This window comes from Moritella viscosa (assembly GCF_900120065.1).
In the GTDB taxonomy this organism is placed as follows: Bacteria; Pseudomonadota; Gammaproteobacteria; order Enterobacterales; family Moritellaceae; genus Moritella; species Moritella viscosa.
Genome location: NZ_FPLG01000156.1, coordinates 1 through 22825, shown reverse-complemented (window position 1 = coordinate 22825; position 22825 = coordinate 1). Strand labels below are relative to the sequence as shown.

18 protein-coding genes and 1 tRNA gene are annotated in these 22825 nt (G+C 38.8%); 14 read left to right on the top strand and 5 right to left on the bottom strand.

Translation table 11 applies throughout. The features are described 5' to 3' along the window. Positions 1–79: 79 nt before the first annotated feature. From ptsI to cysK, 3 genes are all read right to left on the bottom strand, one after another. Positions 80–1807, bottom strand: a complete 1728-nt coding sequence (ptsI, locus tag BT797_RS22340) for a phosphoenolpyruvate-protein phosphotransferase PtsI (protein ID WP_075473598.1) — start codon at positions 1805–1807, stop codon at positions 80–82. 48 nt (positions 1808–1855) lie between these two features. Continuing rightward, entirely contained in the window at positions 1856–2113 is a 258-nt protein-coding gene (locus BT797_RS22335; protein WP_075473597.1) for an HPr family phosphocarrier protein, read from the bottom strand. 344 nt (positions 2114–2457) lie between these two features. Further along, positions 2458–3426, bottom strand: coding sequence for a cysteine synthase A (cysK, locus tag BT797_RS22330; RefSeq protein WP_045109565.1), 969 nt, complete (start codon positions 3424–3426; stop codon positions 2458–2460). Positions 3427–3862: 436 nt separating this feature from the next. On the opposite strand from cysK, the gene BT797_RS22325 reads away from it, so the two are divergent. Next, the gene (locus tag BT797_RS22325; RefSeq protein ID WP_075473596.1) at positions 3863–4984 is read left to right on the top strand and encodes a beta-ketoacyl-ACP synthase III; all 1122 of its coding nucleotides are present in this window, start codon (positions 3863–3865) and stop codon (positions 4982–4984) included. Between the two features lie 118 nt (positions 4985–5102). Here the strand turns inward: BT797_RS22325 and cysZ are convergent, their stop codons facing one another. Then, positions 5103–5837, bottom strand: coding sequence for a sulfate transporter CysZ (gene cysZ / locus BT797_RS22320; RefSeq protein ID WP_045109567.1), 735 nt, complete (start codon positions 5835–5837; stop codon positions 5103–5105). Positions 5838–6020: 183 nt separating this feature from the next. Between cysZ and smc the strand changes: the two genes are divergently transcribed. The 7 genes from smc to BT797_RS22285 all read left to right on the top strand — a co-directional run bounded on the left by smc (position 6021) and on the right by BT797_RS22285 (position 16710). Next, a complete protein-coding gene (gene smc / locus BT797_RS22315) occupies positions 6021–9503 on the top strand; it encodes a chromosome segregation protein SMC (protein WP_075473595.1) in 3483 nt (1160 codons plus the stop codon). Between the two features lie 19 nt (positions 9504–9522). Continuing rightward, positions 9523–10518, top strand: coding sequence for a cell division protein ZipA (gene zipA / locus BT797_RS22310; RefSeq protein ID WP_075473594.1), 996 nt, complete (start codon positions 9523–9525; stop codon positions 10516–10518). A 109-nt stretch (positions 10519–10627) separates the two neighbouring features. Beyond that, positions 10628–12655 carry an NAD-dependent DNA ligase LigA gene (gene ligA, locus BT797_RS22305; RefSeq protein WP_075473593.1) on the top strand — a complete coding sequence of 676 codons (2028 nt, stop codon included), beginning with the start codon at positions 10628–10630 and terminating at the stop codon, positions 12653–12655. Positions 12656–12792: 137 nt separating this feature from the next. Next, on the top strand, positions 12793–14205 hold the full coding sequence (gene gltX / locus BT797_RS22300; protein ID WP_075473592.1) for a glutamate--tRNA ligase: 1413 nt from the start codon (positions 12793–12795) through the stop codon (positions 14203–14205). A 116-nt stretch (positions 14206–14321) separates the two neighbouring features. Beyond that, positions 14322–14397 (top strand) — tRNA-Ala (locus BT797_RS22295). A gap of 217 nt (positions 14398–14614) precedes the next feature. Beyond that, positions 14615–15655 (top strand): AI-2E family transporter, encoded by a 1041-nt coding sequence (locus tag BT797_RS22290; RefSeq protein WP_045109572.1) that lies wholly within the window; start codon positions 14615–14617, stop codon positions 15653–15655. 116 nt (positions 15656–15771) lie between these two features. After that, the gene (locus tag BT797_RS22285) at positions 15772–16710 is read left to right on the top strand and encodes a class I SAM-dependent methyltransferase (protein ID WP_045109573.1); all 939 of its coding nucleotides are present in this window, start codon (positions 15772–15774) and stop codon (positions 16708–16710) included. A gap of 1660 nt (positions 16711–18370) precedes the next feature. Here BT797_RS22285 and BT797_RS22280 read toward each other — a convergent pair. After that, a complete protein-coding gene (locus tag BT797_RS22280; RefSeq protein ID WP_075473591.1) occupies positions 18371–19339 on the bottom strand; it encodes a phage integrase in 969 nt (322 codons plus the stop codon). A gap of 325 nt (positions 19340–19664) precedes the next feature. On the opposite strand from BT797_RS22280, the gene BT797_RS22275 reads away from it, so the two are divergent. The 6 genes from BT797_RS22275 to BT797_RS22250 all read left to right on the top strand — a co-directional run. Further along, positions 19665–20078, top strand: a complete 414-nt coding sequence (locus tag BT797_RS22275) for a hypothetical protein (protein ID WP_075473590.1) — start codon at positions 19665–19667, stop codon at positions 20076–20078. Then, positions 20063–20242 (top strand): hypothetical protein, encoded by a 180-nt coding sequence (locus BT797_RS22270; RefSeq protein WP_075473589.1) that lies wholly within the window; start codon positions 20063–20065, stop codon positions 20240–20242. The genes BT797_RS22275 and BT797_RS22270 overlap by 16 nt, the downstream gene beginning before the upstream one ends. A 2-nt stretch (positions 20243–20244) precedes the next feature. Further along, positions 20245–21159 (top strand): DUF6414 family protein, encoded by a 915-nt coding sequence (locus BT797_RS22265; RefSeq protein ID WP_075473588.1) that lies wholly within the window; start codon positions 20245–20247, stop codon positions 21157–21159. 451 nt (positions 21160–21610) lie between these two features. Next, a complete protein-coding gene (locus BT797_RS22260; protein ID WP_075473587.1) occupies positions 21611–22069 on the top strand; it encodes a bactofilin family protein in 459 nt (152 codons plus the stop codon). Further along, on the top strand, positions 22062–22397 hold the full coding sequence (locus BT797_RS22255) for a hypothetical protein (RefSeq protein WP_075473586.1): 336 nt from the start codon (positions 22062–22064) through the stop codon (positions 22395–22397). The genes BT797_RS22260 and BT797_RS22255 overlap by 8 nt, the downstream gene beginning before the upstream one ends. A 116-nt stretch (positions 22398–22513) precedes the next feature. Then, positions 22514–22825: hypothetical protein (locus tag BT797_RS22250; protein WP_217653267.1), on the top strand; the 312-nt coding region annotated here is incomplete at its 3' end.

Here is a 22825-nt window from a genome sequence, read left to right as displayed (position 1 = left end):
CACGTATTTATAACCAATAACTTTACGTTGTCATCATAACATTATCTTACAAGATTAGATGCTACGATAACTGAAAAAATTAGCAAGCAGCGCGCTGTTTAGTGAACTGAGCCACTAGCTCAGCTATTTCACCTGCAGTTGCACAGCTTAATGCTTGAACCGCTAATTCTTTAACATCAGAAAAATTAGCATTTCGAATCGTTTTTTTCACTTTAGGAATTGAGATACCGCTCATAGAGAACTCATCTAAACCCATGCCTAGTAGTAGTAGTGTTGCAGTGTCGTCACCCGCAAGTTCACCACACATACCAGTCCACTTGCCTGCTGCATGTGAAGCATCGATAACCTGTTTAATCAGTGTTAGCACGGCTGGAGTTAGTGGGTTATATAGATCTGAGATCATCTCGTTACCACGGTCTACCGCAAGTGTGTACTGCGTTAGATCGTTAGTACCAATACTAAAGAAGTCGACTTCTTTAATAAGGTGATGTGCAATTGCGGCCGCTGCTGGTGTTTCAACCATAACACCTGTTTCAATTGTTTTATCAAAAGCGTGACCTTCAGCTGTTAATTCAGCTTTCAATGTCTCAAGAATGTCCTTAAGGCGACGTACTTCTTCTACAGAAATAATCATTGGGTACATAATGCGAACTTTACCAAATGCAGAGGCACGTAAAATAGCGCGTAGCTGTGCGTTCATGATTTCTGGACGGTCGAAACAGATTCGGATCGCGCGCCAACCCAAGAATGGGTTCATTTCTTTTGGTAAATTTAGGTATGGTAGGTCTTTATCGCCACCAATATCCATAGTACGAATGATCACACCTTGACCATTCATGCTTTCTGCAACCGCTTTATATGCTTCGAACTGTTCATCTTCAGTTGGTAAGCTATCACGATCCATGAATAGGAATTCGGTACGGTAAAGACCAACGCCTTCACCGCCGTTACGGATAACACCAGCACAGTCTTTTACTGTACCAACATTACCACACACTTCTACGTGATGGCCGTCGAGTGTAATAGCAGGTAAGTCTTTCATTTTAAGCAGTTCAGCTTTATCAGCAAGGAACTGTGCTTGAATTGCTTTGTATTCTTTGATTACGTCTTCTGATGGGTTAACAATAACATTATTGTTAATTGCATCAAGAATCACGAAGTCGCCTGATTTGATTATTTCAGTTACGTTGCCTGTACCAACAACCGCTGGCAGTTCTAGTGAACGCGCCATGATTGATGTATGTGCGGTACGGCCACCTAAATCAGTCACGAAACCTAAAATTTTATCTAGGTTAATCTGTGCTGTTTCTGAAGGTGTTAAATCGCTTGCGATTAGAATCACTTGTTCTTTGATAGCGCTTAGTGACACGATTTCCATGCCAAGCGCATTTTTTACGATTCGATTACCGATATCACGGAAATCCGCAGCGCGCTCTCTTAAATAAGGGTCGTCTAATGCTGCCATCATTTCAGCGTTTTCTTCAATGATGCTGTGAATTGCAAAATCTGCCGATACTTTATTTTTTTTAATAAAGGTTACGATATCTTCTTCAAGCTCTTCATCTTCAAGTAACATCATATGTCCCTCGAAGATTTCAGCTTTCTCGTTGCCAAATGTTTGGCGTGCCATTTCCGTTATAGCTTCAAGCTGTGTCGCAGATTTATCCCTAGCAGCTAAAAAGATAGCTATTTGTTCATCGATCTGTGCAGTTTCAATCGTTTGTTGGTTAAGAACAATTTCTTCATTAATGAATAATTGTGCTTTACCAAAAGCAATACCTGGTGAGGCGAGAATGCCTGATATCATAACCTTTCCTTACTTCAATATAAAAAATACGTTAATAACGGATGGGGTTTATTCTAAAACATCCATAAGAGCAGCTAGCGCTTCAACAGCCGCTTGCTCGTCAGTACCTTCAGCAGAAATAGTCATAGTTACACCTTTAGAAAGGCCTAACGTTTGTAGTTTAAATAAGCTTGTAGCACTTGCAGATTTACCGCCAGCTTCAACAGAAACTTTTGATTCGAATTCTTTTGCTTTTTTTACGAAAAGAGCAGCAGGACGAGTGTGAAGACCGTTTGGTGCGATAATTACAACTGATTTTTGATACATAACTTTTCCTTAAAATAACGATTCTAAAAGAGATTTTTACTATAACCATAAGTGTAATTGTAATCTAATTTCACAGAGTAAAATAACTTTTTTTCATACAAAAAATGGGTATAGATCATGTTTCTGTAAGTTTTACGACAAAACAATGCGATGTCAGTATATTACCCCTAATTTACACCCGTGTTGTAGTTTAATTACAACAAAAGAGGCAAAGTGTGACCGCTATCAATAGGAATAAAAAAAGTGGCTTGTACAAAAAAAAGCCGCTAGTGCGGCTTTTGTTAATCTTGTTAATTAAATGTAAATGTAAGATTGCTGTTGTAACTTTTACAATACGAGTGTGACTATTGTTGGAGCTCTTGCTCAGTAAATACGCCATCAAATAATGCAGTAGTTAAGTAACGTTCGCCCGATGATGGCAGGATAACGACAATGTTCTTATCTGCAAATTCAGGTAACGCAGCTAAACGGGCTGCAGCAACAACCGCAGCACCTGAAGAAATACCGGCTAAGATACCTTCTTCTTTCATTAGGCGTTGTGCCATTTCAATAGAGTCTTCATTTGATACTAGTTCTACACGGTCGACCATTTCTAGATCAAGGTTACCTGGGATGAAACCTGCGCCAATACCTTGGATTTTATGTGGACCTGGCGTTAATGCTTCACCCGCTTTTGCTTGAGTGATAACTGGTGAATTAGTTGGTTCAACAGCAACAGATAAAAGTTCTTTACCTTTATTTAATTTAATGTAGCGGCTTGTACCTGTAATCGTACCGCCAGTACCTACACCTGATACTAAAATATCAACTTGACCATCGGTTGCTTCCCAGATTTCTGGACCTGTTGTTTGCTCGTGGATTGCTGGGTTAGCTGGATTTTCAAATTGTTGTAATAAAATAGTTGTTTCTGGATTTGCATCACGGATTTCAGTCGCTTTATCAATCGCGCCTTTCATACCCTTCGCGCCATCTGTTAGAACGAGATTTGCGCCTAATGCTTTAAGTAATTTACGACGTTCTAGGCTCATTGTATTTGGCATTGTTAATGTGAGCTTATAACCACGAGCCGCAGCAACAAATGCTAATGCAATACCAGTATTACCACTTGTTGGCTCTACGATATCAATCCCTTCTTTTAAGAGACCGTCTTTTTCTGCTTGCCAGATCATGTTGGCACCGATACGGCATTTAATACTCGCACTTGGATTACGGCTTTCTATTTTTGCAAAGACGTTACCTGTCGTTACACGGTTTAAACGAACTAAAGGTGTGTTACCGATAGACAGTGTATTGTCTTGTAAAATTTGGCTCATGAGATTTCCCTATATAAATGAATACTCGTAACTTATAGCTTAAGCATACTGATAAGTTTGAAAATTGAAAATGCTGTTTTGTTATATCGTTAGGTTCTAAAATGATAAGCACTTATAACCATTTGTATGCACAGTACTGACATTATAGTTTGGCCACAAATTAATTTTAGCTATACAAATTATTAATTGGCTGACGTATTGCGCTGAGTCCACTCTATATATAGACCAAATGCGATAGATTAGTTCCTTGTTAATTCTATAGTTTAGCGTTTACCCCGCATTTTTAATGACTGTTATTTGATAACAGGAGGGGATTTTTTCATTTTTGTCGGATCGGGAACTAGATCTAGCTAACTGTTTGCTTTATTTTAGTGGTCACTGTATCCCAACTTCGTTGATAGTGGCTAAAGCTAATTAGCCACTAAAGGACAATGTAATGAGTAATGTAGTAATTAGTGGTAGCGGTTTATTTACCCCTCCTGATGCAATTAGTAATGATGAATTAGTAACGAGCTTTAATTGTTACGTTGATAATTTTAATACTGATAATGCAGCTGCGATTGACGCTGGAGAAATAACTGCGAAAGCGCATTCAAGCAGTGAATTCATTGAGAAAGCATCGGGCATTAAAAGTCGTTTTGTGATGAGTAAAACGGGTATTTTAGATCCTGCAATCATGCGACCGGTATTTCAACCGATTGCTGACGATGAACCCAGTATTACGGTTCAAATGGCGTTAGTTGCCGCAAAGCAAGCATTAGCAAGTGCAAATAAAGAAGCAAAAGATATTGATTTAATCATCTTTGCTGCGTCTGGTTTCCAACGCGCATACCCTGCAATGGCGGTTGAATTGCAATATTATCTTGGTGCGAATGGTTTTGCTTATGATATGAGTGTTGCTTGTTCGTCAGCAACTTTTGCTATTGCCAATGCGATGGACGCCGTTAAATCTGGGCGAAGTAAAACAGCATTAGTCGTTAACCCTGAAATTTGCTCTGCGCATTTAAATTTTAAAGACCGTGACAGCCACTTCATTTTTGGAGATGTGTGTACTGCTGTCGTTATTGAAAATAAAGCGACGGCAACGAGTGAAGACTGCTACGAGATTATTGATAGTAAGTTGTTTACCCAGTACTCAAATAATATCCGTAATAACCTTGGGTATTTAAGCCGCAGTGAAGGCGCTGATATACATGCTGATTCAAGTTTCTTTATGCAAAATGGTCGCAAGGTATTTAAAGAAGTATTACCTACGGTTTATAACTTGATCACAGAACAGTTAAACGGCGTAGAGTTACAAGCGAGTAATTTTAAACGCCTATGGTTACATCAAGCGAATATCAACATGAATAATTATTTAGCGAAGAAGTTATTGGGTCGTGATCCATCATCTACTGAAGCGCCTATTATTCTTGATGAATACGCAAATACGGCGTCAGCAGGTTCTATAATTGCTTTCCATTTACACCAAGACGGTATGGAAAGTGGTGATCTTGCGTTAATCTGCTCGTTTGGTGCTGGTTACTCTGTCGGTTCCCTCGTATTAAAACGTTGCTAGCACTTAAATATTGTTAATGTGGAACTAAACGATATAGCCATCGTTATTGAAAATATTAAAAGACCCAGCTAATTAATTAGTTGGGTCTTTTTTTATTTCACTCGGTTATTTATAGTGATTATTTCTCGTTATTATCAACCCACATTGCCGTCGCGCCACATACGGCAACAGGCATGATCATAAAATTAACCACAGGAATAGACTGACACAGTGCAACCATAGAACCAAAACTTAACGATTGCATACGGTTTGATGATAGTTCACTGCGCATCTCGTCAAAGCCGACTTTGTTATTATCAAAGGTATAATCGGCATATTGAATAGCTAGCATCCATGCGGTAAAGATAAACCACAATACTGGGGCGACTGTCTGACCTACCACCGGAATGAAAAATAACAGCAGTAAACCAATAGCACGGGGAATGTAGTATTTTATCTTTTTAAGCTCACGTGTCAGTACACGCGGGATATCTAATATAATATCTTTGATGCTACTTTCTGGCATCGGCTTATTACTCAATAGCAGTTCGGTTTGTTCTGCTAATAGGCCATTAAACGGTGCGGCAATAATATTGGCAATAGTACCAAAAAAGAACCCGAACAATAGCAGTATAAGGATGAAGGCTAGGGGTTTGATGATATAAACTAACCAACTTAACCAGTCTAAGCTTGCTTCAAGCTGGTGTAGCCATACGTCGATTTGTTGAAATAAGAAATAAAAGCTAACCGAAAACAGCATGAGGTTAACTAACAATGGTATCAATACAAAAGGTCTTAGCTTAGGTTGACGGATCAAGTCAAAACCTTGCAAGAAATATTGAAACCCCGATAACGATGGTTTTACTGAAAGCATATTATATGACGCCTTGTGAATGGTTTATGTCGCATATCTTATCATGCGGTTACTGTGGTTCGGCTATATTGGGATAAAAAGTGCAGTAAAAAGCAACAGCTTTTCTATTCTGCTTAGACGAATCTTTAATATTGCAGATACATCTGCTAAAGTTTTCTGGTTATTCTATATGCGTTGTTTGATATGTACCTTAAAAAGATCAAAATATCTGGCTTCAAGTCATTTGTTGATACTACAGAATTGCTTTTTCCGCACGATATGACCGCTGTTGTTGGTCCTAATGGTTGTGGTAAATCAAATATTATTGATGCTGTACGCTGGGTGCTGGGTGAAAGCTCGGCCAAGCACTTACGTGGTGATGCAATGTCTGACGTTATTTTTAACGGTTCAGTGGCGCGCTCTCCTGTCTCAAGAGCCAGTGTTGAACTGCTATTTGATAATGCCCAACAACGTATAGACCATGCTTTATTACAGTATAATGAAGTGTCTATTCGTCGTGAATTATATCGAGATGGTACAAATCAATATTACCTCAACGGTAAAAAATGCCGTCGTAAAGATGTAACAGAACTGTTTTTAGGTACAGGGTTAGGTCCTCGCAGTTATGCGATTATTGAACAAGGTATGATTTCGCGTTTAATTGAGTCCAAACCTCATGAATTACGTCACTTTATTGAAGAAGCTGCTGGCATTTCTAAATATAAAGAAAAACGTCGCGAAACCGAATTACGTATTAATCAAACCAAAGATAACTTAAATCGACTTGCTGACATTCGGATTGAATTAGGTGTGCAAATTGATAAGTTGAAAGTACAGTCAGTTGTCGCGCAACAATTTAGATCACTAAAACAACAACAGCGAGAAGCGAAAAGCCGTCTTGGTTTAGTGCAGATATATGATGTAGAGCGTTCAATTAATCAACTTGCACAGCAAAAATTGGTGTTAATGAGTGAGCAGGAAAAGTTCACTGCAACAGCCACTAAACTTCAGACTCAAATGACGGATTTTGACGTACAGTTAAATGAATTAACGGTACTGATTGAAAACCAGCAACAAACGTTTTATTTACAAGGTACAGAGTTAACCAAGATAGAACAGAAAATACTGCATCACAAAGCACGTAAGCAAGAGTCTGCTGGTAAGCAACAAGAATACCAACAGCAAAGTGACAAGTTACAAATCTTACTGAAAGAAGAGCAAGCACAATTACAAGTCCATCAGCAGCAATCATTATTGACTGAAACAGACTATAACCGTATGGCGGCCGAATTATTAGTGATTGAACAATCGCTAGCATCTGCAACTATCAGTAGTGATCAAGCTATCGCGCAGCATGCGGTATACCTTGATAAGGTTCAGCGCTTTACGAGTAAACTTGATGTACTGACCAATGCCTTACAAAGTGCAGAATCAGTACTTAATAAAAGTAAAGTACAACGAAGTGATTTAAAAGCAGAACAGCAGCTGCTATTGCTAAACAGTAAACAAGTACTTATTAAGGATAAAATCACAGAACAGCAACAACTACAGTCTCAAGAAACGCGCTTAGGGCATGAACTCGCTGGCTTGAATAACGGTTTTCAAGGGATTAATAAACAAGTTTCAGAACTTGAGACTTATATTCAAAAAAACGTGACTGAACAAACTGAAATTAAAGCATCACTGAGTGTTATTACTGAGTTATTACGTAAAGCGGAACATGCTAATCATGCGCATACCTGGTTAGAATGTAATTTCGAGTCTATACCGTTAAAATTATTACAACAGTTAGATGTAGAACCCGGTTGGGAAGCTGCAGTTGAGAAAGTACTCGCAAACTGGCTTGATGCTTACTGCATTAGTGACGAGCAACTTGCACAATTTAATTTGGCTGAGTTACCTGCTTTGCAATGGTTCAAACCGAGTAATTGTGTTGCACGCGCTGGTTCGTTAGCAAGTAAGGTCAAAAATAACCTATTCAATCGTCAGCTGAATCAAGTGACTTGTGCTGCAACGATTAATGATGCGCAAGCGGGTGCTGATTGCCATGGAGAATACAGTTATATCACTGCCCATGGTGATTGGTTTACCGATGAAGGCGTGTGGTTATCACAACATGCGAAAGCTAATGTGACTTCTGCGCAAGGTCGTATTGAAATGCAGCAGCAGGCATCGCAGCAACAGGCGCGTTTATTTGCAGTTGAAACTATGATAGCAACGCAGCAGCATCAGTTAACAGCGTTGTCGGTGACACAGGTTGATTACCAAGATCAAATTGATAAGGTTCAAGCTAACCTGACTTTAAAACAAAGTGAAGTATCACAATTAACGATTGAATTGGGCTTATTACAGCAACAGCAAGCGCAATGGCAGCTTAATCACGATCAGTTAAATACACGCTTATCAACACTTGATAATTTATTGGCGATTGAAGCCGAAGAAGTACAGCGTTTGAATGAACAGATAATCTCGATTAAGGTGACGATTGAACAGCTTGCTAGTGATGATGGTTTGATTCAAAAATCAGAAACGGCAAAAGCAGATAAAGCACGATTTTTACAAGAACAGAAGGTACTTGAGAAACAAGTACAGCAATTACTTTTGGTTAAAACCAAGTTTACGGTCGAAATTGAGAAACAGCAGCAATTAATTGCTAAAACTGACTCTCAATACCAAACAATTCTACAAGATATTGCTGCATTAGGTGACAACTCACTATATGCTGAAAACTTGCAACAGTTAGAAACTGCGCGTGCTATTGCTGCAGAAAAACAAATTGCGATTGAAAATGATAATAGGCAAAAGAAAACAACACGCGCTAAACTATTTAATGACAAGCGTGATGTTGAAGAAAAACGTGCTAGGATAATGGCAAGTGGCTTAAAAGTTAAAGATAAAGTGCAACAGCTTGATTTAAAACAAGCGAACAATAAAGCCAAAGAACAGCTACTATATCAACAAATTGCGGATGATAATGTTGATATAGACACATTGAAACGTGAGTGTGTTAATATATTAACACTGAAAGAATATCAGCAGCAGCTAAAACAGTTTGAAGTACAGTTACAGAACATTGGTGCTGTCAACCTTGCTGCAGTCGAAGAATATGAACAACAATCGCAGCGTAAACAGTATTTAGATGAACAAACCGATGACTTAGAAAAAGCCATTGCTACGTTAGAAGCCGCGATTGTTAAAATAGATAAGCAGACTAAGGCGCGCTTTGCGACCACGTTTGAAAAAATTAATGATGATTTTAAAATGTTATTTCCTAAAGTGTTTGGCGGCGGTGCAGCTTGGTTAGAGCTAACATCGAGCAATTTATTAGACACGGGAGTAACCATTATGGCGCGACCGCCAGGGAAAAAGAATGCACGAATTTCTTTACTTTCCGGTGGTGAAAAAGCATTAACGGCACTGTCGTTAGTCTTTGCAATATTTAGATTAAATCCTGCGCCATTTTGTATGCTAGATGAAGTTGATGCACCACTCGATGAATTAAATGTCGGGCGTTTTTGTAAACTGGTTCAGGAGATGTCAGAAACAGTACAATTTATTTATATTAGTCATAATAAGTTAGCCATGGAAATGGCTCAGCAATTAATCGGAGTGACCATGCATGAACCAGGGGTCTCTCGAATAGTCGCTGTCGATATTTCGACTGCGATTGAACTTACAGACCATTAACATTAAGAGATAGGCTGTTATGCAAGATTTGCGACTTGTTCTCATCATTTTAGGGTTTATTGCAATTGTTGCTTTAGTTGCCCATGGCCTTTGGTCAAATAAAAAGAATCAAGTAAAACCATTAAAAGATAAACCATTAAGCAAAGTTGACGCTAACGTTAAAGATAAACAAGGGTTTGACCTTGATGGTATCGGCGAAAAACGTGTTGTTAGTCAGCCTGTAGAACAGAACATCAGTGTGACTAAAGCACCCGTTGAACCAACCCCGATGACCGTTGAGAAAATTGAACCTCAGTTTGGTGCAGCGGAAGTTACGCAGGATACGACAGTGCTAACCGGAGCGTTTACTGCGTCGGATGTTGAAACACCTTCGCCAACGATTGATACCGCGATGAATGATGTCAGTTATGATGTTGTTGAAACGTCAGCGGTTGAAGTTAAATCTGCCCCTGTGCTAGAAGAGCAAGTGGCAGCAGAAAGTCAGACGCAAAACGATCTTGATAATAGTGGTGTCGATACAGCCGATAATACAGATACTCACGCAGCAACTGCACAAGATAAACCTGTCGATGACACTGCGGATGAAGCGGTATTTGTGATTAATATCATGGCACGTGAAGGCAAGAGTATTGCAGGTGCTGAGTTACTACAAGAATTATCAGCGTTTGGCTTTAAATTTGGTGCGATGGATATTTTCCACCGTCATGTTGATGCAGCAGGTAAAGGACCCGTTATCTTTAGTTTAGCTAACATGGTTAAACCGGGTGTGTTTGATATTGATATGATGGAGCAATTTGAATCACCAGGTGTATCACTATTTATGATGTTCCCGTGTGCTGGTCAGGCATCTCACAATTACAGTCTAATGCTAGGTGCAGCAGAGCGCATTGCAGAAGCTGTCGATGGTTTATTAATGGATGGGTCGCGTAACCCATTAACAGAAGAAGCCATTGAGCAAGAACAAGCGTTCATTCGCCAGTTAGAACAGAAAGTATTAGCAAAAAAATCTAACTAATCTATTACTCACTAATAGCGTTAGTAAAATAAATGATGTTATCCAGATAAATGCCTCACTTCGGTGGGGCTTTTTTTGATCTTTGGAATTTTTATCTTTGGAAGTAAAGATGACAGAACAAGTAAAACAAATTCAAACCTTAACACTTCAACTCGAAGAGTATAATCATCAATATTACGTATTAGATAATCCCACCGTACCAGATGCGGAATATGATCGTTTATTACGTGAGCTAAAACAGCTCGAAGTCGAATTTCCTGAACTTGCATTAGCTACATCACCAACCCAAAAAGTGGGAGGTGAAGCCTTAACCGGATTTAGCCAGATTCAGCATGAAATGCCAATGTTGTCATTGGATAATGTGTTTTCTGAAGAAGAGTTGTTGGCGTTTGAAAAGCGTTTACAAGATCGTTTATTAACGAAAGCAGAGATTAAGTTTAGCTGTGAACCAAAGCTCGATGGTCTTGCAGTGAGCATTCTGTATGAAAATGGTGATTTTGTTCGGGCTGCCACTCGTGGTGATGGCCAAATTGGTGAAGACATTTCTGAAAATGTAAAAACCATTAAATCAATACCATTACGTTTACGTGGTGATGATTTCCCTGAGCGTTTAGAAGTACGTGGCGAAGTATTTATGCCAAAAGCAGGCTTTGAGCAATTAAATATTAATGCCAAAAAGAAAGGTGAAAAGACCTTTGTCAATCCGCGCAATGCCGCCGCTGGTAGCTTACGTCAGCTTGACCCTAAAATTGCCGCAAGTCGTCCGTTAGCCTTTAATGCCTATTCATTAGGTGTCGTGGAAGGTGAGGTTGAAGGTAAAGGCTTATCAAATTCGCATGCCGAAAATTTACAAAAATTGAAGCAATGGGGTTTACCTGTTTGTGCAGATGTAACGGTTGCTATGGGTTATCAAGGCTGCTTAGACTTCTATGAACAGATTGGTAAGCGCCGTGATTCACTGTCGTATGACATTGATGGTGTCGTGTATAAAGTCGATGATTTAGCCCTACAGAAAACATTGGGTTTTGTTGCGCGAGCACCACGTTGGGCCACGTCACATAAGTTTCCTGCGCAAGAAGAGATAACGACATTATTGGATGTTGAATTCCAAGTTGGCCGTACTGGCGCAATCACACCGGTCGCACGTCTAGAACCTGTGTTTGTTGGTGGTGTGACAGTAAGTAATGCCACACTACATAACTCTGATGAAATTGCCCGTTTAGGCATTAAAATTAAAGATCAGGTGATCATTCGCCGTGCGGGTGATGTTATTCCGCAGGTTGCGCGTGTGATGCTAGAGCGCCGCCCTGATGATGCCCAAGATATCGTATTCCCGGCAAAGTGCCCAGTGTGTGATTCAGAAGTAGAGCGTATCGAAGGTGAAGCAACAGTGCGTTGTACCGCTGGTCTGTATTGTGGTGCACAACGTAAAGAAGCGATTAAACATTTTGCATCGCGTAAAGCGCTAAACGTTGATGGTTTGGGTGACAAGCTTGTTGAGCAATTGGTTGATGCTGATTTAATTAAAACCCCAGCCGACCTATTTACCGTGACTTTTGGGAAGTTAACCCTGTTAGATCGCATGGGGCCAAAGAAAGCCACTAACTTATTAGAAGCATTAAAAGTAGCAAAACACACCACGTTAGCCAAGTTCTTATATTCACTGGGTATTCGTGAAGTAGGGGAAGCGACAGCGGCTAACTTAGCCAATGATTTGTTAACTTTAGACGCAATCAAAAAAGCCTCTGTAGAACGCTTAATTCTGATTTCGGATGTCGGTGATATTGTTGCTAAACACATTTACTACTTCTTCCGTGAAGCGCATAACCTTGAAGTGATTGACCAGCTAATTGAAGCGGGCATGAGCTGGGATGATGTTGCGGTTAAAGAAGAAAGTCAGCAACCCTTGTTAGGCACTATTTATGTGATCACCGGAACGTTAGTGAATATCTCTCGTGCCGAGGCTAAAACACGGTTACAAGATTTAGGCGCAAAAGTGGCTGGTAGTGTGTCGAAGAAAACGACGGCGTTAGTGGCAGGTCCTGCAGCAGGTTCTAAGCTCACTAAAGCGCAAGAGTTAGACATAGATATTCTGACTGAAGATGATTTACTGGCACTCTTAGCTACACATAGTTAATTAATAGTGGTACATCGTTCGTTAATGATAGTTCGCTGTTGTTAGTTTTATCTTTAGTGGTAAAATGCGCAGCATCATGTGCTTAACCTGCTAGTAGGTTAAGCGAATCAAATAATGTAAAAGGTATTGTGAGACTTATGACTGTTAAGACTCGTTTTGCACCTAGCCCAACTGGCTACTTGCACGTAGGCGGCGCACGTACAGCGCTTTATTCTTGGTTACATGCAAAAAGCCAAGGTGGTGAATTTGTATTGCGTATCGAAGATACTGATATAGAGCGTTCTACTCAAGAAGCGGTTGACGCGATCTTAGAAGGCATGAAATGGGCTGGTCTGGATTGGGATGAAGGTCCTTATTTCCAAACGCAACGTTTCGATCGTTACAATGAGTTAGTTGATCAACTAGTTTCTGAAGACAAAGCATACAAATGTTATTGTTCACGTGAACGTCTTGATGAATTACGTGAAAAGCAAATGGCTGCCAAAGAAAACCCACGTTACGATGGTAAATGTAGCCATGGTGACATTGAAGACACCGGTGCTGATTACGTTGTACGTTTCCGCAATCCGAAAGAAGGTTCTGTTATCGTTGATGACAAGATCCGTGGCAAAGTTGAATTTGCTAACACTGAGCTAGATGATCTGATCATCCGCCGTACTGATGGTTCACCAACTTACAACTTCTGTGTTGTTGTTGATGACTGGGATATGGGCATTACTAATGTTGTTCGTGGTGAAGATCACCTAAACAATACGCCACGTCAAATTAACATCTTAAAAGCACTTGGCGCACCAGTACCTGAGTACGCACACGTTGCAATGATTTTAGGTGATGACGGCGCTAAACTGTCTAAGCGTCATGGCGCTGTTGGCGTTATGCAATATCGTGATGATGGTTACCTGCCTGAAGCACTACTAAACTACTTAGTTCGTCTGGGCTGGTCACATGGCGATCAAGAAATCTTCAGTACTGAAGAAATGATCAAATTGTTTAGCCTAGATGCAGTAAACAAAGCGCCATCAGCGTTTAATACTGAGAAGCTACAATGGGTAAATCAGCATTACATTAAGACACTAGCACCTGAATATGTTGCATCTCACCTTGAGTGGCACATGGCAGATCAAGGCATTGATACAACTAATGGCCCTGAGCTAGCTGAGATTGTTAAAGTACTTTCTGAACGTGCTAAAACGTTAAAAGAACTTGCTGCATCTAGCCGTTACTTCTTTGAAGACTATGCTGAATTTGATGCAACTGCGGCGAAGAAACATTTACGTCCAGTAGCGAAAGAAGCATTAGTTAAAGTGCAAGAGAAGTTAGCTGCGATTACAGATTGGAGCGATGCTGAAGTTCTACACGCTGCTATTAACGAAACAGCGACTGAACTTGAAGTTGGCATGGGTAAAGTAGGTATGCCACTACGTGTTGCTATCACTGGTGCCGGTCAATCTCCGTCATTAGATGTAACGCTAAAGCTTATCGGTAAAGAACGCAGCCTTGCTGGTATCGACAAAGCGTTAGCATTTATTGCTGCACGTGAAAACGCCTAAGGGTGTGTAAATAATATACTTTCTGTCGTTTGATGTTGATTTTTAAATTATAGATATTGACAGTTAAACGGCAGATGCATATTATTCTCTGCAGTAGCGAACGCTGCTGTAGAAATGGGGCCATAGCTCAGTTGGGAGAGCGCGACACTGGCAGTGTCGAGGTCATCGGTTCGATCCCGTTTGGCTCCACCATTTCTGCTTCAAACATTATTTTCAAAATAACATCTTCAAAATATCTTATTTCAAATCATAGTTATATTCACTGCATTTAATTCCTTGTTTAGCATGCGATTGCAAATATTCACAATCTAATATTATTAGTGTTTTAACCTTGTTAAGGTTATATTCATCAATCACGTCGTAGAATACTGGCGACTATTAGCGCCCAGTAGCACCTTAATGAGTAACTATGAAACTAATTTTAAACGAAAATAGCCAGATGCGTAATGTGGGGATGATAGCCGCTGTGATCATTATCCTCGGTGGTATCAAAATAGCCACGCCGATTATCATTCCATTTTTGCTTGCTGTGTTTATTGCTATTATTTGTAATCCGTTGGTCAATGTGATCACTCGTTGCCGTATCCCTCGTGCAATAGCCATTTTTATTGTGTTGATTATAGCTATTATGATTGGGTTGACGATCACCAGTGTTATCGGTTCTAGTGTGCAACAACTAACCAGTAATATTGGTGATTACCAAAGTCAAATTCGTGGTCATTACGGCGAGTTAGTGATGTTCTTAAATAAATACAACATTAAAATATCATCAGATACCTTACTGGAATACTTTAATCCAGGTACTGCCGTAACCATGGTTTCCAGTATGGTTAGTAGCTTATCAGGCGTGATGGCTAATATTTTTCTCATTTTATTAACTGTGGTCTTCATGTTGTTTGAAGGTGATGTATTACCGAAGAAATTGCATTTAATGTTTAAAGATCCTGATTTTAAATTAGCACAGTTAGACAAGTTCTTAGATTCGGTGAACAAATACGTAGCGATCAAAACTTTAGTGAGTATTGCGACGGGTATCTCTGTTGGTTTAATGCTGTTTATAATGGATGTTGATTTCTATCTGCTGTGGGGATTGATTGCATTCCTACTTAACTACGTACCTAATATCGGTTCTTTAATTGCCGCGGTACCAGCGGTGATTTTAACAACGTTACAGTTGGGTTTACCACAAGCTGGTGCGGTCGCTGCTGGTTATGTCATGATTAATTTGATCATGGGTAACGTGATAGAGCCGCGTTTCATGGGTAAAGGACTCGGTTTATCAACCTTGATTGTGTTTTTATCATTGATTTTCTGGGGCTGGTTACTTGGCCTTGTCGGTATGTTACTCGCTGTACCACTGACTATGATTGTCAAAATTGGTTTAGAAACCATTAACGAGCAAAACTGGATGTCGATACTAATCAGTAGTGATGTTGATGTGAAAAAATAACCGAGCGGCTTGATCGCATTTTAGTGCTAATCAAGTATAATGCGGTAAATTGAATAAAGGGATGTACAGTGTGCATCCCTTTTTGTTTTGTAAGATTAATTAAGGTGAATAAGATTGTGACTGTTGCTATGTCCGAGGCTGATGTGAAATTGCCGCTTGAATTTATTGATTTTTCTGCTGTTGCAGAGGATGCTTGTCGCTTGTTCCATGGTCGTGGCCATACATATGCTGGTTTTGAGCACATGAACATCGATTGGTTGTCGCCAGTTGCACTTATTACGCTATATAAAGAAGAAGAAAACGACTACTTATTATTACTAGCAGAGTCGCTTCAAGCACAGCTTGGTGAGCAATGTAAAACTGTACTCGTGCAATTCCGTTGTCGTGAACGTGCCCCGACTGCGTTGTTCCTTGGTGAAGAATGTCACCGTACCGAGATCACTGAAAATGGCATGACGTTCAACCTCGAATTTGGTCGTGCACAAAACACGGGGTTATTCTTGGATATGGCGAATGGTCGCCAGTGGGTTAAAGAGCAGTCTGAGAATGCCAATGTATTAAACCTGTTTTCTTATACTTGTGCTTTTTCTGTTGCCGCTTTAGCTGGTGGGGCCGACAAGGTGATGAACGTAGATCTTAGCCGTACTTCATTAACCATGGGCCGTGATAATCATCGCAGCAATGGTCATGATCTTAAGCGCGTTAAATTTGAAGGTGTTGATATCTTTAAATCGTATGGGCGTTTACGTAAGCATGGTCCTTATGACTTGTTGATCTCGGATCCACCGTCATTCCAAAAAGGCAGTGTTGATATTAAACGTGATTACAGCAAGATCATTAAGCGTATCCCACAGTTGATGAAACCGGGTGGTAAAGTGATGTTATGTTTAAATGCCCCTGAGCTTGGAGAACAGTTCTTATTTGATAATGTGGTAGAGCATTGTCCTGATTGTGTGTTCCAAGAGCAGCTTGCACCGCCAGTCGTATTTAAAGAAGCAGAAGAGGGTAAAGGTCTTAAAGTATTAATCTTTACTTACTTACCTAAAGCGGGTTAATCGCTGTTATATTGTTTTTGCTGATTTCAGAGTCAAAATATAGGTATATTACTTTTTGGTATACCTTATTTCAAATTGTTCTATTTTGTTTGTTTTTGTTCAGTTTTAGTTACCTTGTTGTATCTTGAGGTCGTGGTTCCTTTGTTGTTTCGTTAGATTGCTTTCATATGAAGAGCTGTTAATCAAAATGTTGATAAATAATTACAAAATGGGTTTATTGACGATGATCAAACTTTTCACCCAGATCAACAAATATTGCGGACTGAAAATGCTGTGTTAGGATTAATACATGAGCTGAGCAAAGGGTTGTTCGGAGAAGTGTGATAAGCAGGTTATCGATTATCGACATATTTTAACGATGTACTGTTAAGTACTGTTAAGTACTATTAAGGTGGTTATGATGGACTATAATGAAAACGATTTATCGTATTATCAACTTCAAGACGAATTACAACAAGAATTAGAAGCGGAATTACGCAAACAACTTGAAGATGAGTCAGGTGTAAACTAATCAGTTCGGGCTGAATGGTTGACGATATACTGATGATAAAGAAGCCTCATTTGAGGCTTTTTTTGTGCCTGTTTAATACATAATGCCGTATTTTAATAATATAAATCTTTATCTATTTATATTACCTACATAACATCGACGATTAACTTATTTTTCGATTGATTACGTTATACACAAATATGTCCGCATTGTGTATGTATCCCCTTAGCATTACTCCATATGTGTATAACTTTAAGTATAAAAACACTACTGTGGACTAAATTAGTCATATAATTGGGTTATCTTATCTATAATAGGCATTTTATAAGGTTATCCACAATTTCTGTGGATAACCATGTGTGTTAACTGGGGCTTTGGTTGTAAGTTGTTGTATTTAAATGGCTTTATCTTTAATTTTTAATATTTATTAAAAAATCAAGGAAAAATTAGAAATTAAATACAACTAAATACTGACCGTTTTAGTTGTTTTTGTTATATCTAAAAGGCCCCTAAATGAGCCTTAAACACGTTTTTTTGGATCTTAGACTAAGACGTTAATTACTTAGTTTGATCGCTGTAAGGAGTATTGTGTAAACGATATCGTAACGAGTGTACGATTCTTATTTCCATCTTAGGAAAAAGGGTGGGAATAGTATTGCAAAATTAACCTTGCCAGTAGAGATTCGGGAATTTGACCAACGCTGATATACCAAACACCAGTAAAGTATAAATTATGAATCGATGTTTAATTGCGAGGACTTGATCTCGGGTGAACGGCTTTCCTATCGTGATAGGGTATTGTTGATGCACGCGATAAAATATACCGATATAGGTGACTAATAATAAGACTAAATGGGTGACAATGCTCACTGATGACATAGGGTTTCTTCTGCTGTTAAATATATTTTAAAATAGCAATAAAGTGAATTTAGGCATCACAGTTAGGAAGATTGGCTATAAATTGCGAGTTAGTTTGTTTTTATGGATATTAAATTGTGATGTAAGTCGCTTATTAATTGGGTGATTATTTATCTCACACTAGCTGGTATCAACAAAAAAGGCTCCCTAAGGAGGCTTTTACACACCCGCTGTAATAGGCTTTCCCAGTTATTACGAGGGGTTAGCTTGGTAGTGTTGAGCAGTAAATAGCAGTAAAACATACTAATTGGGTCATAATGTGGACACTGGATTAAACTCCATTGCTTCGTTTAGATAGTCAGGTGCGAGGTGGGCGTAAGTCATCGTTTGCGTTATTGTTGAATGTCCCAGGATCTTCTGTAGCGTTAAAATATTGCCGCCATTCATCATAAAGTGGCTAGCAAATGTATGGCGTAAAACATGCGCAGCCTGACCCTTTGGCAAGTCAAATTCTTGTTCCTTCAGTACACTGTAAAATTTAGCGTAAGACCCCTTGAATAACCGACGACTTTTCCCTTGATGGATTTCACTCATTAATTCACTGGTAATTGGTACCGTCCTGTTCTTACCATTTTTGGTATCACTAAACGTTACTCGACCATGCACTATATCACTGCCTCTTAGGTCTGCAGCTTCGGTCCAACGAGCCCCCGTTGATAAACATAACTTAGCAATATGTAATTCATCACCACTTAGGCTGTTGAGTAACTGCTTTATTTCAGGCTTACTCAAAAAACCCATTTCAGATACACGTTCCTTTAACTTGCTTAGCCCTTTAAGTGGGTGCTGATTATGAAACTCTTCAGCTTTGATCAAGGCGGTAAACACACTGCTTAATCGAGTTTGGTTACGATTGATTGTAGTCGCCTTTTTACCTTCTGCCATTTTGAGTGCACGATATTGAGTGAAACATTGGCGGGTGACTTGGTCTGCCCTTGGGTGGCCTAAGTCGGAATCGAGAGCGACTAGGTGCTTAAGCTCTTTTTTACCAGTCTTAAGCTGTTGGCCATGGTAATGATACCAAAGGTTTATTAACTCAAGCAGGGGGCGTTTATCGGCAGACTTTTCAATCCAGTTTTTTTGATTCTGAATCGACAGCAGCCAGCGTTCGTACTTCTGCGCTTCACCTTTGGTTGTAAACTTCTTTCTGTAGCGTTTACCGTTTCGACCTTGCGGGCGACAATCGACTTCATAGCCGTTGGTAATAGATTTAATAGACATTAAGCCGCCCCTAAAGTTGCTGGTGTTATATACAGTATTGCTACTACATGATAGGGCTTAAATTAGATGTATTCAATGTTTGTTTTTAGCTGCGAGATACAGGCTAAATTTTCCTAATATATAGTAGCTAGTAAGAGTGGATATTATTATCTAATGTTGTAATGATAGCTTGAGATAGCGAATTTACAGTGTTGTCGTAATTATTTAGAATGAGTAAGAAGATTGCTTTTTTATACCTAATATTACTTACAATTGAGTATGTAATGTGTAAAATGATGAAAAGTTTAATTTAACGAGACTATTCCATTGGTTAAGGGCTATAACCATGAATAATGAACTGCGAACAAAATGGTTAATGTATACCGTTTTTATAGGTTTACTCCCAATTGGATTAAGGCTTTTATTGACTAGCTGGGGCGTAGGTATTTCCTACTTTAGCACAAGTGACTTTATCGCTTTTGGTTTTGTTTTACATATTTCGATACTAAACGAGATAGAACATGTAATTGGACAGAGAGTTTGGAAAACAGTACAAAATGGTTTGTCCATAATTGCAATTTTTGTATATGGTGCATTCTCATGTGGATTGATGCTGCATGAAAGTGGAGTGAGTGAGGTGAACTTGGAAGCGGTGAAAAATACAGCTATGACTGCAGCGGCAGTATCACTTCTTATAAGCCTAAGTGTTTTCTATAGACCTAATCAAGTTTTAGGAGAAGAGTTATGCACATCGAACTAATTATGTATATCTGTAGTTTTATCTTTGCCATTCTAGGTGTTGCCGTGGCGAGCTGGTCATTTATTGACACTTACCGAATTCGTTCTGCTGAAGAGTTTTATCAAGCGCGGAAAAATAAAATTGAAGCATCGAACCGTCGACATCAAGAAAAAACTAGGCTATAAAAATGATTAAGAATTTTATATATTTGGATGAACAAAAATTATATTCCTTTTCGTCGCAGTTGTTTGAAGGGGTTACTGAGTACATTTTAAATGAAAATCACATTGAACATAAAGATAAAGATATTCAAAAAGGTAAACTTGCATCTGGTCGAGTAATTGCTAATGTAATTAGAGAAGCCTCAAGTTCAACTACAAAAAAATTCCTTCACGACCATTCTTTTAATTTATTCGAACGAGAGTTAATTCAAAGTAATCAAATATTGGATGTTACGGCTGACACACAATCATTCGATGATGTATGCAATTCAAAAAAATCATTTATCCGGATACGTGCAAAAGGGATGTTTATTGATTTACATGAGATAAAATCATTATTTAATAACTTTAGCAAAATTAGTGACGCATTAGCTACTTTACCTGCTGCTGAACAGTTACAAGCGCTTGAGAAGCTTAAAGCTGTAGATCCCAAGTCTTCTGAACTAAAAAAGAAGCAATCAGAACTAGATAAAAATCTGAATCAAATTAGTGCCAAAATAGCTTCAGGAATGCCTAAACGTATGGCTAATAGTTTTGAGACTGTTATCGATAACTTTGGTGATGAAATCGTACGTTTTCAGCAAGAAGTGTCAGGTGTTGTTTATTCTTCATGTTTATCTCAAGAACACTTACGTGAATCTTTAAAAAATATTTATCGTAAGTATTCTAGAAAAACAGCGAAAGAGTTTATTGTAATCGGCTTTATTAGTCACGCGGATGGCACACAGAAATCTGGTGTAGAGGACGTTCCAGCTGAGTCTAATATGCTACGCCATATGATAGAGATGGCTGAAAATCTTTACGAAATTGAGCAGTCTTTTGGCGGTAAAGCTGATAATGAAATCATCATTGAGCCGATAGCTATTTATACACAGCTGTAATTATGTAGGGTAAGTCCTCTTAATTTAACTCGGTGATAATGAAAACTTAACCGATTTTATTAAATACTATGGAGGAGATAAATACACTCTTCCTCTTTCCATTTCGGGACTGATTTATAAAATATCAGAACCAGTAGAAAAGTTCCCTTATCATGTTGTTGAATTGCACTCTCCATTTGTAAAGCCTGACAGCAAAGGAGTAGTAAAAAAGACTGTGGTACAAATAGTTGTAAAAAAACCAGAAGTCATCAAGTCGCTAGTGATTGGAGATGAGTATGTTTTCTTTGGTCAATAGTCTGTAAACATAAAAGAATCTAAGAATGAAATAGGCGTCGGGAAAAGCCCTCTAATATATCAAAACATTAAAATGTATATAAGTAATGCAGACCACTTTGTTTCGAGTTAACTACTTATAACAAGGCGTTAGGCATCAATTTTACAGGTATGAATAATGAAACATGAAAGCGGTCGAATATCCGGTGATTTAGTTGTAAATGAAAATTTAACATTGAATGGCATTGTTACTGGGAATATTACAGTGCATACAAATATTACTCTAGTTTTGAATGGTATGTGTTTAGGTGAGTTGACTCTTGAACCTGAATCAAATGCTAATATTAAAGGTACTGTTAAAGGCAGTATACATAATAATGGAGCACTCCTGAAAATAAACGGAGTTGTTCAGGGAGATGTCACGGATGGCGGTGAAACTATCGTGTCTTCTGGTGCAAGAGTAGAAGGCGAAATAAAGAAGGTATCATCTTCTAGTGGCCAAATTATAGCTGGAACTGTTGGTGGTGCAGTAATAGCGAATATGTTACTTCCTGGAATAGGTGGTGCGGTGGTTGGTGGTATTATCGGAGCTCTGCTTGCCAATGGTTCAAGCTCTAAGGATAAAAAAGATGACTGATTCTCCTAATATAGTAGGATTATATATTGGTTTATTTTTGGGCTTATTATACCTGTTATTTATGTTGGTTAAATATAGAACCCCCCCTGAGTTTATGAAAGTAGCTATTGTCATACTATCTGTGACTGGTGCCGTAATGGGAATTGACCTTGGCTTTATGGCTCTTACTGTAACTGATGAGTCACTTGGAGGCTTTGCTGACCAACGTATTGCAATCGTACTCGGTGCTTTAGCTATAACTTGGACTGCAGTTGAAACAACAGTGAATACATTCAAAGAGAGTTTATCATTTCAACACGGACATCATAAGAAACTTAATCCAAAGTAGGTTTAATCGTTTGTTATAAAAAAAATGGCAATATTGGCAGTTGAATTTTAGTGCCTGTATTCAGGGGGCAATTAGAGCCTAAGTTAATCAGTTAACCTTAATTACAGAAATTTATTATGCATGAAGATGACCGAAATAGAGTGGTTTTTCACTCAAGCCAAGATATAACTAGTGGATACTTTTTACCTAAAGTAGAATCTATTCTAAAAAGGGGGGTTATAGAAGCTCCAAATGAAATTAATGATGTATTAGAGCTATATAATATAAAACTATACATCGATAATGGTGTTTACTTAAAAAGTTGGTCAGATGATGAGGTTGAAATATACAAGAACATAGTACAGGGATATAGGACATTCATTGGCGGGTTCATATCTAAAATTGATGATAGCAATGTTCTAATCTATCATAAAAATGTAGTATTAAAC